Raw genomic sequence first — 15,390 nt, forward strand, 5'->3', positions numbered from 1 at the left:
TTTCCACTATCCAAAGAATACATCGCCGGCCGCAATCGGCATCATCCTGCCCGTGCCGGTATCGAGCATCAACAGGCCATTATCATCTATTCCGGCGAAATATCCGGAAATCGACCTGTCCGGCAGATTAACGGTTATCTTTTCGCCAATACCGCAGGCGACAGCGCGCCATCGGGCCGTGACCTCGGCAATACCTTGCCCTCCATCCCAGATATCCAGCGTCTCGGCCATGGATGCAAAGAGATGGGCGAAGAGCTCTTCGGGCGAAGCCGCACTTCCCTGATCGCGCAGGCAGGTGACGGGATAGATGGGATTGTCGGGCATGACCGATACATTGATGCCGATGCCGATCACGACGGCGTGGCGGCCGTCCGCCAGCCGTTCGCCTTCCACGAGGATGCCGCAGGTCTTCTTGCGTCCGATGAGGATATCATTCGGCCACTTCACCTCCAGCGGCTCGGCACCTGGCGGCAAGACGCGGCGGATCGCCTGGTGCACGGCAACCGCGATTGCGAGCGGCAGGGAGGCAAGACGCTCCATCGGGGCCGGATCGATGAGGAGAAGCGAGGCATAGAGATTGCCGCGCTCTGAAACCCAGGGCCGGCCCCGGCGGCCCCGGCCGCCGGTCTGTCGTTCAGCGGTCACCCAGAGCAGACCGCTGTCCCCTGCCCGAGCCCGGGCAAGGCATTCCGTGTTGGTCGACGCAGTATCCGACAAGGCCTCGTGCCTGATATCGCCGAGCGATATCCGGCGCTGCTTGTCGGAAGCCATCAGAAGAGCGTCGCCGCAGCAAGCTCGGCCGCGCCGCCGATCGGACCACCGATGAGGACATAGGCTGCAACGAAGAGGCCGGAAAGACCGAAGACGAGACGCAGCGATCCGGAGACGCGGGCGAATTCACCGGTCGCCTCATCGAACCACATCAGCTTGATGACGCGCAGGTAGTAGTAAGCGCCGACGACAGACGCAAGAACACCGATGACGGCGAGCGCATAGAGCTTGGCCTCGATGGCGGCAACGAAGACGAAGTACTTCGCGAAGAAGCCGGCAAGCGGCGGGATACCGGCAAGCGAGAACATCAGCGCGGTCAGCACCACCGCCATGAAGGGGTTCGTTGCGGACAAGCCGGCGAGATCGCTGACGTTCTCGACGACGGTGCCATCCTTGCGGCGCATCGACATGATGATCGCGAAGGAGCCGAGGGTCATGACCATGTAGATCGCCATATAGAGCATGACGCCGGTGACGCCCGTCTGGTTTCCGGCTGCGAGGCCAACCAGCGCGTACCCCATGTGACCGATCGAGGAATAGGCCATCAGTCGCTTGATGTTCTTCTGGCCGATGGCAGCGAACGAACCGAGCAGCATGGAGGCAATCGATATGAAGACGACGACCTGCTGCCAGTCGGTCAGCACCGGCTGGAAGGCGGTGATGACAATGCGGGTCATCATCGCCATCGCAGCGACCTTCGGTGCACTCGCCAGGAAGGCGGTGACCGGGGTCGGCGCGCCTTCATAAACGTCCGGCGTCCACATATGGAAGGGAACGGCAGAGATCTTGAAGGCGATGCCGGCGAGGATGAAGACGAGGCCGAAGACGAGGCCAAGCGACCGCGCGCCTTCCACTGTCAGCGCTTGGGCAACGTCAGCAAAATGCGTATGGCCGGTGAAACCGTAAACCAGCGACATGCCGTAGAGCAGCATGCCCGAGGAGAGCGCACCCAGAACGAAGTACTTCAAACCGGCCTCGGTCGACTTCAAGCTGTCGCGGTTGATCGCGGCGATGACGTAGATCGCGAGCGACTGCAGTTCCAGGCCGAGATAAAGCGCGATCAGATCGTTAGCCGAGATCATCAGCATGATGCCGAGCGTGCAGAGCACCAGGAGAACCGGGAACTCGAACTTGTCGAGCTGATTTTCCCGCGCATGACCCATCGACATGAACAGCGCCACGAGGGAGCCGATCAGTGCCAGAACCTTCATGAAGCGGGCGAAGCCGTCGGCGACATAGACCCCGCCATAGGCAAGGCCGTCACCAGGGATGAAGATCAGCCAAAGGCCAGAGATGGCAATCACGATCATTGCCAGCGTGCTGACAAGCGGACCGGACCGCTCACCCGCAAAGACGCCGATCATGAGCAGGACGAGAGCACCGATCGCGAGGATGATTTCCGGCGCGGACAGGTACAGGCTCAGGGAGATTGTTTCAGCAGTCATGTCCTAAAGTCCCGTCATTTCATGGACAGCGCAACATTCTGCGCTGCCTGCACTGCGGCCGAATAGCTGTTGATCAGATGGTCCACGGAAGCTGCGGTCGCATCAAAGACCGGAGCCGGATAGACACCGAAGAAGATGGTGAGCGCAATCATCGGGTAGAGGATGATCTGTTCACGCGGTGAAAGGTCGAGCAGAGCCTTCAGCTTTTCCTTCTCCAGCGCGCCAAAGATCACCCGGCGATAGAGCCAGAGCGCATAGGCGGCCGAAAGGATGACGCCGGTGGCGGCAAAGAGCGCAACCCAGGTATTGGCGCGGAAGACGCCGATCAGCGTCAGGAATTCGCCGATGAAGCCCGACGTGCCCGGAAGGCCGACGTTTGCCATGGTGAAGACCATGAGGGCGACGGCATATTTCGGCATGTTGTTGACCAGGCCGCCGTAGGCCGCGATCTCACGGGTGTGGGTGCGGTCATAGACGACGCCGACGCAGAGGAAGAGTGCACCAGAGACGATGCCGTGCGACAGCATCTGGAAGATCGAACCCTGCAGGCCCTGCGCGTTGGCAGCGAAGATGCCCATCGTCACGTAGCCCATGTGAGCAACCGAGGAATAGGCGATCAGCTTCTTGATGTCGTCCTGCATCATCGCGACCAGCGAAGTGTAGATGATGGCGATGACAGAGAGCGCGAAGACCAGCGGCGCGAAATGATCTGATGCGACCGGGAACATACCGATCGAGAAGCGGATCAGGCCGTAGCCACCGAGCTTCAGGAGCACGCCTGCCAGGATGACGGAGCCGGCCGTCGGCGCCTGGACGTGTGCGTCGGGGAGCCAGGTGTGGACCGGCCACATCGGCATCTTCACCGCGAAGGAGGCGAAGAAGGCAAGCCACAGCCAGGTCTGCATTGCCGGCGGGAACTTGTAGTCCAGAAGCTGGGCGATATCGGTCGTGCCGGCCTGCCAGTACATGGCCATGATGGCGAGCAACATCAGCACCGAGCCAAGCAGCGTGTAGAGGAAGAACTTGTAGCTCGCATAGACGCGGTTCGCACCACCCCAGACGCCGATGATCAGGAACATCGGGATGAGGCCGCCTTCGAAGAAGACGTAGAAGAGAACGATATCAAGCGAGACGAAGACACCAACCATCATCACTTCGAGGATGAGGAAGGCGATCATGTATTCCTTCAATCGCTTCTCGATCGAGAGCCAGCTTGCGAGCACGCAGAAGGGCATCAGGAAGGTCGAGAGGATGATGAACAGCATGGAGATGCCGTCGACGCCGACATGGTAGCCGATGCCGGTGCCGAGCCAGCTATGCTGCTCGATCATCTGGAAGCCCGGATTGGCGTTATCGAAACCGATCCAGATGAAGAGCGAGACGATGAAGGTGAAGACCGTGGTGATCAACGAGATCCACAACACGTTCTTGCGACCGTTCTCGGTTTCGCCGTTCATCAGCAACAGGAGCACCACGCCGACGAGCGGCAGGAAGGTGACCGTTGAAAGAATAGGCCAATCGGTCATCAGAAGGAACTCCCGAGCATCATCCAGGTAACGAGCGCCGCAATGCCGATCAGCATCGCGAAGGCATAGTGATAGAGGTAACCGGTCTGCAGGCGCACGACGCGATCAGTGACGTTGACCACGCGAGCAGCGACGCCGTTCGGACCGTAGGTATCGATGACACCGACGTCACCCTTCTTCCACAGGAAGTTGCCAAGCGCCTTGGCAGTGCGGACGAAGAGGAAGTCGTAGAGCTCGTCGAAGTACCATTTGTTGAGCAGGAACTGGTAAAGCACACGATGCTGCTCGGCGAGCTTGCGCGGCGTCGAGGGCGACTTGATGTACATGTACCAGGCGATCACGAAGCCGAGCAGCATGGCAATGAAGGGGCTGAGACCGACCCAGGCCGGGACGTGGTGGAACTCTTCCACCAGTTCGTTCTCGGCGCCTGTGAAAAGCGCACCCTTCCAGAACTCGGCATACTCCTCGCCGTAGAAGCGGCCTTCGAAGAGGAAGCCGGCAACAACCGCGCCGATGGCGAGGATGTAGAGCGGCACCAGCATGACCTGGGGCGATTCGTGGAAGTGATGCATGACTTCGTGGGAAGCACGCGGCTTACCGAAGAAGGTCATGAAGATCAGACGCCAGGAATAGAAGCTCGTGAAGAGAGCAGCGATGACCAGCAGCGTGAAGGCGAAGCCCGCGACCGGCGAATGCGACGCATAGGCGGCCTCGATGATGACGTCCTTGGAGAAGAAGCCGGCAAAGCCGATCGGGGTGAAGGGAATGCCGACACCGGTAATCGCCAGCGTGCCGATCATCATCATCCAGAACGTCACCTTGATGTGCGGACGCAGTCCACCCATGTAGCGCATGTCCTGCTCACCGTCGACGGCGTGGATAACCGAACCGGCGCAGAGGAAGAGCAGAGCCTTGAAGAAGGCATGCGTGAAGAGGTGGAAGATTGCCGCGCCATAGGCACCGACGCCGAGAGCGACGAACATGTAACCGAGCTGCGAGCAGGTCGAGTAAGCGATGACGCGCTTGATGTCGTTTTGCACGAGGCCGACGGTCGCCGCGAAGAATGCGGTGATCGCGCCGATGATCGTCACGACGACGAGCGCATCATGCGAGAGTTCGAAGATCGGCGACATGCGGGCGACGAGGAAGACGCCGGCGGTCACCATGGTTGCGGCATGGATGAGTGCGGAAACCGGCGTCGGGCCTTCCATGGCGTCCGGCAGCCAGGTGTGCAGCAGGAACTGCGCCGACTTACCCATCGCGCCCATGAAGAGCAGCAGGCAGGCGCCGGTCAGCGCATGAGCCTTGTCGAGATGCATGCCGAAGAGGTTCAGGATCACCTCGCCGGCTTCACCGCCGCCTTCAGCCGGAGCGAAGGTCGAAGCATTGGCGAAGATCGTGTCGAGGTTGATCGAGCCGAACAGCACAAAGACGGTGGCAATACCGAGCACGAAACCGAAGTCGCCGACACGGTTGACGATGAAGGCCTTCATTGCAGCAGCCGATGCCGAAGGCTTCTTATACCAGAAGCCGATCAGCAGATACGAGGCCAGACCAACGCCTTCCCAGCCGAAGAACATCTGGGCGAGGTTGTCGGACGTCACCAGCATGAGCATGGCGAAGGTGAAGAGCGAGAGATAGGCGAAGAAACGCGGACGGTGCGGATCGGTATGCATGTAACCGATCGAGTAGATGTGCACGAGTGTCGAAACAGTATTGACGACGATCAGCATAACCGAGGTCAGCGTATCGACGCGCAGCGACCAGGAGACGTCGATGCCACCAGACTGGATCCAGCGCAGAACCTCGACCTTGATCACGCCCTCGGGATGGCCGAGCGCAACCGTGAAGAAGACGACCCAGGACAGGATGGCGGCGATGATCATCAGGCCGCTGGTGACATATTCCGACGCCTTGGCGCCGATCGCACGGCCGAAGAGGCCAGCGATGATCGCGCCGATCAGGGGAAGGAAGACGATAGCCTTATAGAGGAACATGAGCCGCTCAGCCCTTCATCATATTGACGTCTTCGACCGCGATCGAACCGCGGTTGCGGTAGAAGACAACGAGAATTGCAAGACCGATCGCCGCTTCAGCAGCAGCAACGGTCAGAATGAACAGTGCGAACACCTGGCCGACGATGTCGTTGAGGAACGACGAGAAGGCGACCATGTTGATGTTGACCGCCAGCAGGATCAATTCGACCGACATCAGGATGACGATGATGTTCTTCCGGTTCAGGAAGATGCCGAAGATGCCGATCGTGAAGAGGATGGCGCTGACCGTGAGATAATGGGAAAGTCCGATGACCATGTTCTTTGTTCCTTGACCTCTCGGCTCAGCTTACGCCCTGGCCCGGCTTGACCTTGATCACCTCGACGGCGGTGGCAGGCGTGCGGGCAACCTGGCGGGCGATATTCTGCCGCTTGATATTGGTGCGATGCTTCAGCGTCAGCACGATCGCGCCGATCATGGCGACCAGCAGGACCAGACCGGCGATCTCGAAGAAGTAGACGTAGTTCGTATAGAGCACGTCGCCGAGTGCCGCCGTATTGGTGCGTTCGGTCAGCGCCGGGATCGGCATGGCGACGGTCTTGGCAATCTCGGGCGAGATCGCGCTGCCGCCGACGACGACGATGAGTTCGGCTGCGAGGATGAGACCGATCAGCGCGCCGATCGGCGCATATTCGAGAACACCGGCGCGAAGCTCGGTGAAGTCGATGTCAAGCATCATCACCACGAAGAGGAAGAGAACCGCGACCGCGCCCACATAGACGACGAGCAGGATCATCGCCAGGAATTCTGCACCCAGCAGCAGGAAGAGACCGGCTGCATTGAAGAACACCAGGATCAGGAACAGAACCGAGTGAACCGGGTTCTTCGCCCAGATGACCATGAACGCCGACGCTATCGCGACAAAGGCGAAAAGATAGAAAAATAGAGCCTGCAGACCCATGTTGGTGCCTTTTTCATCTTCCCCCGGGCAGCCGGGAGTTTCCCTGCCCGATAGGACTTCGCACAGCATTCGCTGGCAAAGCCCCGGTGCATGTTGACCGCGGCGGGCGTTGAGCACCCTTCCCGCGGCATTTCAAATTTCAATCAACGATAGGGCGCGTCGATCGCCATGTTGCGGGCGATTTCACGCTCCCACCGGTCGCCGTTTTCGAGAAGCCTCTGCTTGTCGAAGTAGAGCTCTTCGCGGGTCTCGGTGGCGAATTCGAAATTCGGGCCTTCGACGATCGCATCGACGGGGCAAGCCTCCTGGCAGAAGCCGCAATAGATGCACTTCACCATGTCGATGTCGTAGCGCACCGTACGGCGTGTGCCGTCATTGCGGCGCGGGCCGGCTTCGATGGTGATCGCCTGAGCGGGACAGATCGCTTCGCACAGCTTGCAGGCGATGCAGCGCTCTTCCCCGTTCGGGTAACGGCGCAGAGCATGTTCGCCGCGGAAGCGCGGGCTGACCGGACCCTTTTCGAAGGGATAGTTGATCGTCGCCTTCTGCTTGAAGAAGTAGCGCATCGACAGGAAGAAAGCGCCGACGAATTCCTTCAGGAAGAGCGAGTTGATGGAGGCGGACAGGCTTCCCATCTTATTCTCCAATTTTGCCTGAAACGAGGTTGGACATCAGCCTGCCCATCCCGTCAGTTTCAGCACGAATGCAACGATGATGACCATGGCGAGCGACAGCGGAAGGAAGACTTTCCAGCCGAGACGCATGAGCTGGTCGTAGCGGTAACGGGGCACGAAAGCCTTGACCATGGCGAACATGAAGAACACCAGGCACGCCTTCAGCATGAACCAGATGATGCCCGGCACCCAGTTGATGAGCCAGAAATCGACCGGCGGCAGCCAGCCCCCAAGGAAGAGGATGGTCGTCAGCGAGCACATCAGGACGACGGCCGCATATTCGCCGAGCATGAACATCATGTACGGAGCCGAGCCGTATTCGACCATGAAGCCGGCGACGAGTTCGGATTCTGCTTCCGGAAGGTCGAAGGGCGGGCGGTTCGTCTCGGCAAGTGCGGAGATGAAGAAGACGACGAACATCGGGAACAGCGCCAGCCAGTGCCAGTCGAGGAACGAGTTCGGCAGGCCGATCATGGTACCGAGACCGGTGCGCTGGGCATTGACGATGTCAGTCAGGTTCAGCGAACCGACGCAGAGAAGGACAGTGACGATGACGAAGCCGATCGAGACTTCGTAGGACACCATCTGCGCTGCGGAGCGCAGCGCACCGAGGAACGGGTACTTCGAGTTCGAAGCCCAGCCACCCATGATGATGCCGTACACTTCGAGCGAAGAGATCGCAAAGATATAGAGGATGCCGACATTGATGTTGGCAATGACCCAGCCATCTGCGAGCGGCACGACCGCCCAGGTCGACAGCGCCAGAAGCACGGTCACGAGCGGCGCAAGAAGGAAGACCGCCTTGTTGGCGCCGGCCGGAATGACCGGTTCCTTGAAGACGAACTTCAAGAGGTCGGCGAAGGACTGGAACAGACCGAAAGGACCGACGACGTTCGGGCCGCGGCGCAGCTGGACGGCAGCCCAGATCTTGCGGTCGGCAAGAAGGACGTAAGCGATGAAGACCAGCAGGCAGACGAGCAGCAGCAGTGACTGACCGATCATGATGATCGCCGGCCAGACATAGGTCGAGAAGAAAGAATCCATGAGTTCCTGCCCTTACTCTGCCGCGACTTTGAAATTGTTGCGGGCCAACGCCGAGCACTCGGCCATGACAGCCGAGGCGCGCGCTATCGGGTTCGTCAAATAGAAGTCTTTGACCGGCGACGCAAACCCGGATTTGTTCATCTTACCGGCTTTTTTCGCCAGTGCGGCAATTTGGGCGCTATCGCCTTCGGCGATCTCGTCGATGGCCGCAAAATGCGGGAATGCCGCATAGAGCTTGCTGCGCAATTCGCTGAGAGAATCAAACGGAAGCTTCTTGCCGAGCATGTCGGAAAGGGCACGAATGATCGCCCAGTCTTCGCGGGCGTCGCCCGGTGCGAAACCGGCGCGGTTGCCCATCTGGACGCGGCCTTCGGTGTTGACCCAGGTGCCGGACTTTTCTGTATAGGCGGCGGCCGGCAGGATGACGTCGGCGCCATGCGCACCGTTGTCGCCATGCGAGCCGATATAGACGGTGAACTTCGCAGCCTTCGCCGAGACATCAAATTCGTCGGCGCCGAGCAGGAAGAGCACGTCCATGGTCTTCAGCATCTCGGCGGCATTGACGCCCTTGGCACCCGGCACGAAGCCGAGATCGAGGCCGCCGACGCGCGATGCTGCGGTGTGCAGCACGGCAAAGCCGTTCCAGCCTTCGGCGATTGCGCCGACATTGACAGCGAGCTTGGCGGCGGTTGCGAGAACGCCAGCACCATCCGTGCGGGTCAGCGCACCCTGGCCGATGATAATCATCGGCTTGGAAGCCTTGGAGAGGACTTCGGCGAAGGCGTGGCCGCCGTCGAGAATGTCCTTCAGCGTATCGGGGCCCGCGCCGAGATAATCATACTTGTAACGCATCTCGCCGCCCTCACCGATCGCGCCGATCGGGAAACCGCCGCGACGGTAACGCTTGCGGATGCGGGCGTTGAGGATAGCCGCTTCGAAGCGCGGATTGGCGCCGATGATAAGCAGCGCGTCAGCCTGTTCGATGCCCGCGATGGTCGGGTTGAAAAGGTAGCTTGCGCGGCCGAGCGACGGATCAAGTGCCGCCCCATCCTGGCGACAGTCGAGGTTCTCGGAACCCAGCGACTTTACCAGTTCGGAGAGCGCATACATTTCTTCGACCGAGGCGAGATCGCCGGCAATCGCGCCGATCTTGTCGCCGGAGGTTGCCGAAACGGCCGACTTGATGGCGCCGAAGGCTTCGCCCCAGCTCGCCGGCTGCAGGCGACCGTCCTTGCGGACGTAGGGCCGGTCGAGGCGCTGCGTCTTCAGGCCGTCCCAGACATGACGGGTCTTGTCGGAGATCCACTCTTCATTCACCGCCTCATTGATTCGCGGCAGGATGCGCATTACTTCGCGGCCGCGGGTATCAACGCGGATCGCCGAGCCAACGGCGTCCATGACGTCGATCGATTCGGTCTTGTTCAGTTCCCACGGACGGGCCGTGAAGGCGAAGGGCTTGGAGGTCAGAGCGCCGACCGGGCAAAGATCAACGACGTTGCCCTGCAGCTCGGAGGTCATGGCCTGCTCGAGATAGGTGGTGATCTCGGCGTCCTCGCCGCGGCCGATCAGGCCAAGCTCGGAAATGCCGGCCACTTCCGTCGTGAAGCGGACGCAACGCGTGCAGTGAATGCAGCGGTTCATGACCGTCTTGACGAGCGGGCCAATGTACTTGTCTTCGACGGCGCGCTTGTCTTCCTGATAGCGCGAGGTGTCGATACCGAAGGCCATGGCCTGGTCCTGCAGGTCACATTCGCCGCCCTGGTCGCAGATCGGGCAATCGAGTGGATGATTGATCAGCAGGAATTCCATCACACCTTCACGGGCCTTCTTGACCATCGGCGTGTTGGTGAAGACTTCAGGCAGTTCGCCGTTCGGGCCGCCGCGGATATCGCGCACGCCCATGGCGCAGGAAGCCTGCGGCTTCGGCGGACCGCCCTTGACCTCGACGAGGCACATGCGGCAATTGCCGGCAACCGACAGACGCTCATGGAAGCAGAAGCGCGGAACTTCAGCGCCGGCTTCTTCGCACGCCTGAATCAGCGTGTAATGATCCGGAACTTCGATCTCGTTGCCGTCAATCTTCAGTTTTGCCATCGTCACTCAGTCCTGTTTCCCATTCGCCGGATACCGGCAAACAAACCTATTTTTGCAACATCCATATTGCCAAGGCAGACATTTCGTCCGTCCTGGCGCTGGTATTGCCCAAATTCTCTTTTCGCCGGCTCCGAGACCCGAAACCCGCCATCGGCAATGCGACCCGAGGCCCCTGCCCCGCCGATCGATATGCCATTCCGCCGGCCATTGCCCGGGGCCGGAAACCTACTTCTTCCTGCGGCCCCGTGTCGCCAGCACCTTGGCCTGGCCAACCCAGTCGTCACGCAGGATACGGCCGTCGACGCCGAGTTCGGCGTCCAGGCTCGCAACGTCCTGATCGTTCCATGCCGCGACATCGGCAAAGGTGCGGATGCCTCTCTTGTTCAGCACCTGCTCCAGTTTCGGGCCGATCCCGGCGATCAGTTTCAGATCGTCAGCCTTCCTGGACCTTGCGGCGGGCTTCGCCTTGGCAACCGTCGGCTTCGCCGCTTCCGTTGCCGGGGCCTTGCTGGAAACCACCGTCAGCTTCGGCTTTGCAGCCTTGCGAACCGGTGCAGCCGTTTCTGCCGGGCGAATATTTTCCGGACGGATATCCATCTCGGGTGTTTCTTCGTCCGGCGGCGTTTCATCGAGCGCTGCGGCCGCGAGGTTCGCCGTCTCAAGCGCGCCCTTCAGCGCACCGAAGAAAACGCCGGCCATCTGCGTGGAAATACCGAAGCCGATCGCCGTGGCAGCGGCAAATGCGGCAGCCGGATGCGCCATCAACGGATGAACGGGGAAAGCACGCGCATTTTCCAGCATGCCGGCAGCAAGACGGCCGAAGTCAGCCGCAAAATCGGCTGCCCCTTCATTCATCTTGCCGTCGGATGCCTCTGATGTCATGCGTTTACTCAGCCGCCTCCAGAACCGCACCGTGATCGAGAGCATTGGACGTATACTGGTCGATGCGGGCTTCGATTTCCGGACGGAAGTTACGGATCAGACCCTGCACCGGCCATGCGGCGGCGTCGCCGAGCGCGCAGATGGTGTGGCCTTCGATCTGCTTGGTGACCTGGAACAGCATGTCGATTTCGCGCTTCTGGGCGTTGCCACGCGCCATGCGCTCCATCACGCGCCACATCCAGCCCGTGCCTTCGCGGCACGGCGTGCACTGGCCGCAGCTCTCATGCTTGAAGAAGGCCGAGATACGGGCGATCGCCTTGATGACGTCGGTGGACTTGTCCATGACGATCGAGGCGGCCGTACCGAAGGAGGAACCGACGGCGCGCAGGCCGTCGAAGTCCATCGGGCAGTCGATAATGTCCTTGGCCGGAACGATCGGGCACGAAGCGCCGCCCGGGATGACGGCAAGCAGGTTGTCCCAGCCGCCGCGGATGCCGCCGGCATGCTTGTCGACCAGTTCGCGGAAGGTGATGCCCATGCTCTCCTCGACGGTGCACGGCTTGTTGACGTGACCGGAGAGCATGAAGAGCTTGGTGCCGACATTGTTGGGACGGCCGATCGCCGAGAACCAGCCGGCACCACGGCGCAGGATGGTCGGGGCGACGGCGATCGATTCGACGTTGTTGACCGTCGTCGGGCAGCCGTAGAGACCCATGTTTGCCGGGAATGGCGGCTTAAGACGCGGCTGGCCCTTCTTGCCTTCAAGGCTTTCGAGCAGCGCGGTTTCCTCACCGCAGATATAAGCACCAGCGCCATGATGGACATAGATGTCCATGTCCCAGCCGAGCTTGTTGTTCTTGCCGAGAAGGCCGGCATCGTAGCATTCGTCGATTGCCGCCTGCAGGGCTTCGCGCTCGCGGATATATTCGCCGCGAACATAGATATAGGCGGCATTGGCGCCCATGGCGAAGCTCGCGACCACACAGCCTTCGATCAGCGTATGCGGATCGTTGCGCATGATATCGCGGTCCTTGCAGGTGCCGGGCTCCGATTCGTCGGCATTGACGACGAGGTAATGCGGACGGCCGTCGCTCTGCTTCGGCATGAAGGACCACTTGAGTCCGGTCGGGAAGCCTGCGCCACCACGGCCGCGAAGGCCGGAAGCCTTCATCTCCTCGATGATCCAGTCGCGGCCCTTTTCGAGGATCTGCTTGGTGCCATCCCAATGGCCGCGGCTCATCGCGCCTTTCAGGGATTTGTCCTTGAGGCCGTAGATGTTGGTAAAGATGCGGTCTTTATCTTCTAACATGTCTCACACCTCTTACCGCGGCTTCTTGCCGAAGACCTTGATATATTCCGCTTCACCGCCCTTGGCGAGCGCCTTGGCCTGCTTGACCCAGTCGTCACGCTCGATGCGGCCGCGGAAATTCAGGAAACCATCGACCCATTCACGTTCTGCTTTCTTCCAGCCCGCGATCTGCGCGAAGGTGAAGATGCCGATTTCATGCAACGTTGCCTCGATCTTCGGACCGACGCCCGAGATCATCTTGAGATCGTCCGGCGCTGCCGGCTTTTCGATGCCGGCCGGACGATTCTTGTCGGTCAGCGAAGGCTTTACAACAGCTTCAGCAGCAGGTTTCAGCGCCGGCTCGGAAGCGGCTGTGCCGGAAAGCGGCTGAACTTCGGCAGCCTTGGCATTCTTGGCGGATGCCTTCGGTGCCGTTGCCGGCGTCTTCAGCGCCGCATTGGTCTCGGCATCGGTGCTCTTCGGACGCGCAGCCTCGGAGGGCGGAACGGTGGCGCCATCTGCCGGTGCGGTCGTTGCGGCCTTGTCAACCCAGGTGCGGGTGACGGTACCATCACTCAGCAGGGTCGTCGGGCCACCTTCGGGCGAGGACAGGTGACGGTCGATCTGCGGGCCAACCTTGACGCTCGCGCCATTGCCGGCCGCGAACGTATCAATGATCTCTTCGAGGCGCTCGGGCGTCAGGTCCTCATAGGTATCCTTGCCGATCATCACCATCGGTGCGTTGACGCAGGCCCCGAGACATTCGACCTCTTCCCACGAGAGCGTGCCTTCAGCATTGCGCTCGAACGGGTGCTGGTGGATCTTGCTGCGGCAGACGCCCATCAGCTTTTCCGAGCCGCGCAGCATGCAGGGCGTCGTGCCACAGACCTGCACGTGAGCACGCGTGCCGACCGGATGAAGCTGGAACTGGGTGTAGAAGGTCGCGACTTCGAGAACACGGATATAGGCCATGTCCAGCATGTCGGCGATCTTTTCGATCGCCGGGCGGGTGACCCAACCATCCTGTTCCTGTGCCCGCATCAACAGGGGAATGACCGCGGACTGCTGACGGCCTGCGGGATATTTCTGAATCGTCTTTTCCGCCCAGACCGCATTGTCATCGCTGAAAGCGAATGCGGACGGCTGGAATTGATCTTCGGCTAATCGACGAACGGACATTCTTCCTCACGCCTTGTCAGTTTAGCGTTCCACACCGCGAAGCAGTCAAAGACTGCATTTCACAGGCGTAGGCCGACTGGTCTTTTTGCATAAATACCACGAACTTGCCGCCGTTCGGCACGGCGGCCTTGATTTGATAGCCCTTGGACAAAAGCTCGCCCATGGACGACTGCTCTGCCGGCGACTGCGCCTCCTCATGGCCCAGCGGTGTGCCGAGCTTTCCGGCATCCTGCGCAAAGGCAGCGGAGGCCGAAAGAAGAAATGCTGCTGCGAGCGGCAGAGCCTGCATTAGCGGTCTACCTCACCGAACACGATGTCGAGCGAGCCGAGAACAGCCGCGACGTCGGCAAGCTGGTGGCCACGGCACATGAAGTCCATCGCCTGCAGATGCGCATAACCCGGGGCGCGGATCTTGCAGCGATAGGGCTTGTTGGTGCCGTCGGAGACGAGATAGACGCCGAATTCGCCCTTCGGCGCTTCGACGGCAGCGTAAACCTCGCCGGCCGGCACGTGATAGCCTTCGGTATAGAGCTTGAAGTGGTGGATGAGCGCTTCCATCGAACGCTTCATTTCGCCGCGCTTCGGCGGAACGACCTTGCCGTCGATCGAGGAGAAGGGTCCCGCCTTGGCATCACCGAGCAGGCGATTGACGCACTGCTTCATGATCTTCACCGATTCGCGCATCTCGATCATGCGGATCAGGTAACGATCGTAGTTGTCGCCGTTCTTGCCGACCGGGATGTCGAATTCGAGATCCGAATAGCATTCGTAGGGCTGCGCACGACGCAGATCCCAGGCAGCGCCCGAACCGCGCACCATGACGCCCGAGAAGCCCCAGGCCCAGCAATCTTCCAGCGAGACGACGCCGATATCGACGTTACGCTGCTTGAAGATGCGGTTGCCGGTGAGAAGATCGTCGATATCGTCGAGCTTGCCCGGGAACTCGTCGCACCACTTGCCGATATCCTGCACGAGCTGTTCCGGCAGGTCCTGGTGAACGCCGCCCGGACGGAAATAAGCGGCATGCATACGGGAGCCGCTGGCGCGCTCATAGAACACCATCAGCTTTTCGCGCTCTTCGAAACCCCAGAGCGGCGGCGTCAGCGCACCGACGTCCATGGCCTGAGTCGTAACGTTCAGGAGATGCGACAGGATACGGCCGATTTCCGAGTAGAGGACGCGGATGAGCTGGCCGCGAATCGGGATCTCGATGCCGAGCAGCCTTTCGACCGCCAGTGCATAGGCATGTTCCTGGTTCATCGGCGCCACGTAATCGAGGCGATCAAAGTAGGGAACGGCCTGCAGGTAGGTCTTGGTTTCGATCAGCTTTTCGGTGCCGCGATGGAGAAGACCGATATGCGGGTCGACGCGCTCCACAATTTCGCCGTCAAGCTCCAGGACAAGACGAAGCACGCCGTGCGCCGCCGGATGCTGCGGTCCGAAATTGATGTTGAAGTTGCGGACATTATGTTCTGTCATGGCGATCAGGCTCGCGTTCTCAGATAGTTGGTGAATGGCGGGAACAGGCCCA

14 protein-coding genes are annotated in these 15,390 nt (G+C 60.6%); all 14 read right to left on the reverse strand.

The window, feature by feature from the left end; all coding sequences use genetic code 11:
- Positions 1–6: 6 nt before the first annotated feature.
- A complete protein-coding gene (locus tag FHT93_RS30300; protein ID WP_113204658.1) occupies positions 7–771 on the reverse strand; it encodes a biotin--[acetyl-CoA-carboxylase] ligase in 765 nt (254 codons plus the stop codon).
- The gene (gene nuoN / locus FHT93_RS30305; RefSeq protein WP_112544544.1) at positions 771–2,216 is read right to left on the reverse strand and encodes an NADH-quinone oxidoreductase subunit NuoN; all 1,446 of its coding nucleotides are present in this window, start codon (positions 2,214–2,216) and stop codon (positions 771–773) included. The genes FHT93_RS30300 and nuoN overlap by 1 nt, the downstream gene beginning before the upstream one ends.
- Before the next feature lie 14 nt (positions 2,217–2,230).
- Entirely contained in the window at positions 2,231–3,742 is a 1,512-nt protein-coding gene (locus FHT93_RS30310; protein WP_112544545.1) for an NADH-quinone oxidoreductase subunit M, read from the reverse strand.
- Positions 3,742–5,739 carry an NADH-quinone oxidoreductase subunit L gene (gene nuoL / locus FHT93_RS30315; protein WP_183850926.1) on the reverse strand — a complete coding sequence of 666 codons (1,998 nt, stop codon included), beginning with the start codon at positions 5,737–5,739 and terminating at the stop codon, positions 3,742–3,744. The genes FHT93_RS30310 and nuoL overlap by 1 nt, the downstream gene beginning before the upstream one ends.
- A gap of 7 nt (positions 5,740–5,746) precedes the next feature.
- On the reverse strand, positions 5,747–6,055 hold the full coding sequence (nuoK, locus tag FHT93_RS30320) for an NADH-quinone oxidoreductase subunit NuoK (RefSeq protein WP_112544547.1): 309 nt from the start codon (positions 6,053–6,055) through the stop codon (positions 5,747–5,749).
- Positions 6,056–6,080: 25 nt separating this feature from the next.
- Positions 6,081–6,698 (reverse strand): NADH-quinone oxidoreductase subunit J, encoded by a 618-nt coding sequence (locus tag FHT93_RS30325; RefSeq protein ID WP_112544548.1) that lies wholly within the window; start codon positions 6,696–6,698, stop codon positions 6,081–6,083.
- Between the two features lie 143 nt (positions 6,699–6,841).
- The gene (gene nuoI, locus FHT93_RS30330) at positions 6,842–7,333 is read right to left on the reverse strand and encodes an NADH-quinone oxidoreductase subunit NuoI (RefSeq protein ID WP_037096244.1); all 492 of its coding nucleotides are present in this window, start codon (positions 7,331–7,333) and stop codon (positions 6,842–6,844) included.
- A 36-nt stretch (positions 7,334–7,369) separates the two neighbouring features.
- On the reverse strand, positions 7,370–8,416 hold the full coding sequence (gene nuoH / locus FHT93_RS30335; protein ID WP_112544549.1) for an NADH-quinone oxidoreductase subunit NuoH: 1,047 nt from the start codon (positions 8,414–8,416) through the stop codon (positions 7,370–7,372).
- A gap of 12 nt (positions 8,417–8,428) precedes the next feature.
- Positions 8,429–10,510, reverse strand: coding sequence for an NADH-quinone oxidoreductase subunit NuoG (gene nuoG / locus FHT93_RS30340; protein ID WP_183850927.1), 2,082 nt, complete (start codon positions 10,508–10,510; stop codon positions 8,429–8,431).
- Positions 10,511–10,735: 225 nt separating this feature from the next.
- Positions 10,736–11,392, reverse strand: a complete 657-nt coding sequence (locus FHT93_RS30345) for a 5' DNA nuclease (protein ID WP_113014051.1) — start codon at positions 11,390–11,392, stop codon at positions 10,736–10,738.
- 4 nt (positions 11,393–11,396) lie between these two features.
- Positions 11,397–12,701 (reverse strand): NADH-quinone oxidoreductase subunit NuoF, encoded by a 1,305-nt coding sequence (gene nuoF / locus FHT93_RS30350; RefSeq protein WP_183850929.1) that lies wholly within the window; start codon positions 12,699–12,701, stop codon positions 11,397–11,399.
- A 12-nt stretch (positions 12,702–12,713) separates the two neighbouring features.
- Positions 12,714–13,859, reverse strand: a complete 1,146-nt coding sequence (locus FHT93_RS30355; RefSeq protein WP_183850930.1) for an NADH-quinone oxidoreductase subunit E — start codon at positions 13,857–13,859, stop codon at positions 12,714–12,716.
- A gap of 16 nt (positions 13,860–13,875) precedes the next feature.
- On the reverse strand, positions 13,876–14,148 hold the full coding sequence (locus FHT93_RS30360; RefSeq protein ID WP_112544554.1) for a hypothetical protein: 273 nt from the start codon (positions 14,146–14,148) through the stop codon (positions 13,876–13,878).
- The gene (locus FHT93_RS30365; protein WP_112544556.1) at positions 14,148–15,338 is read right to left on the reverse strand and encodes an NADH-quinone oxidoreductase subunit D; all 1,191 of its coding nucleotides are present in this window, start codon (positions 15,336–15,338) and stop codon (positions 14,148–14,150) included. Before FHT93_RS30365 ends, FHT93_RS30360 begins: the two co-directional genes overlap by 1 nt.
- Positions 15,339–15,390 lie beyond the last annotated feature (52 nt).

Origin of the sequence: Rhizobium sp. BK379, from assembly GCF_014193955.1 — a bacterium.
In the GTDB taxonomy this organism is placed as follows: Bacteria; Pseudomonadota; Alphaproteobacteria; order Rhizobiales; family Rhizobiaceae; genus Rhizobium.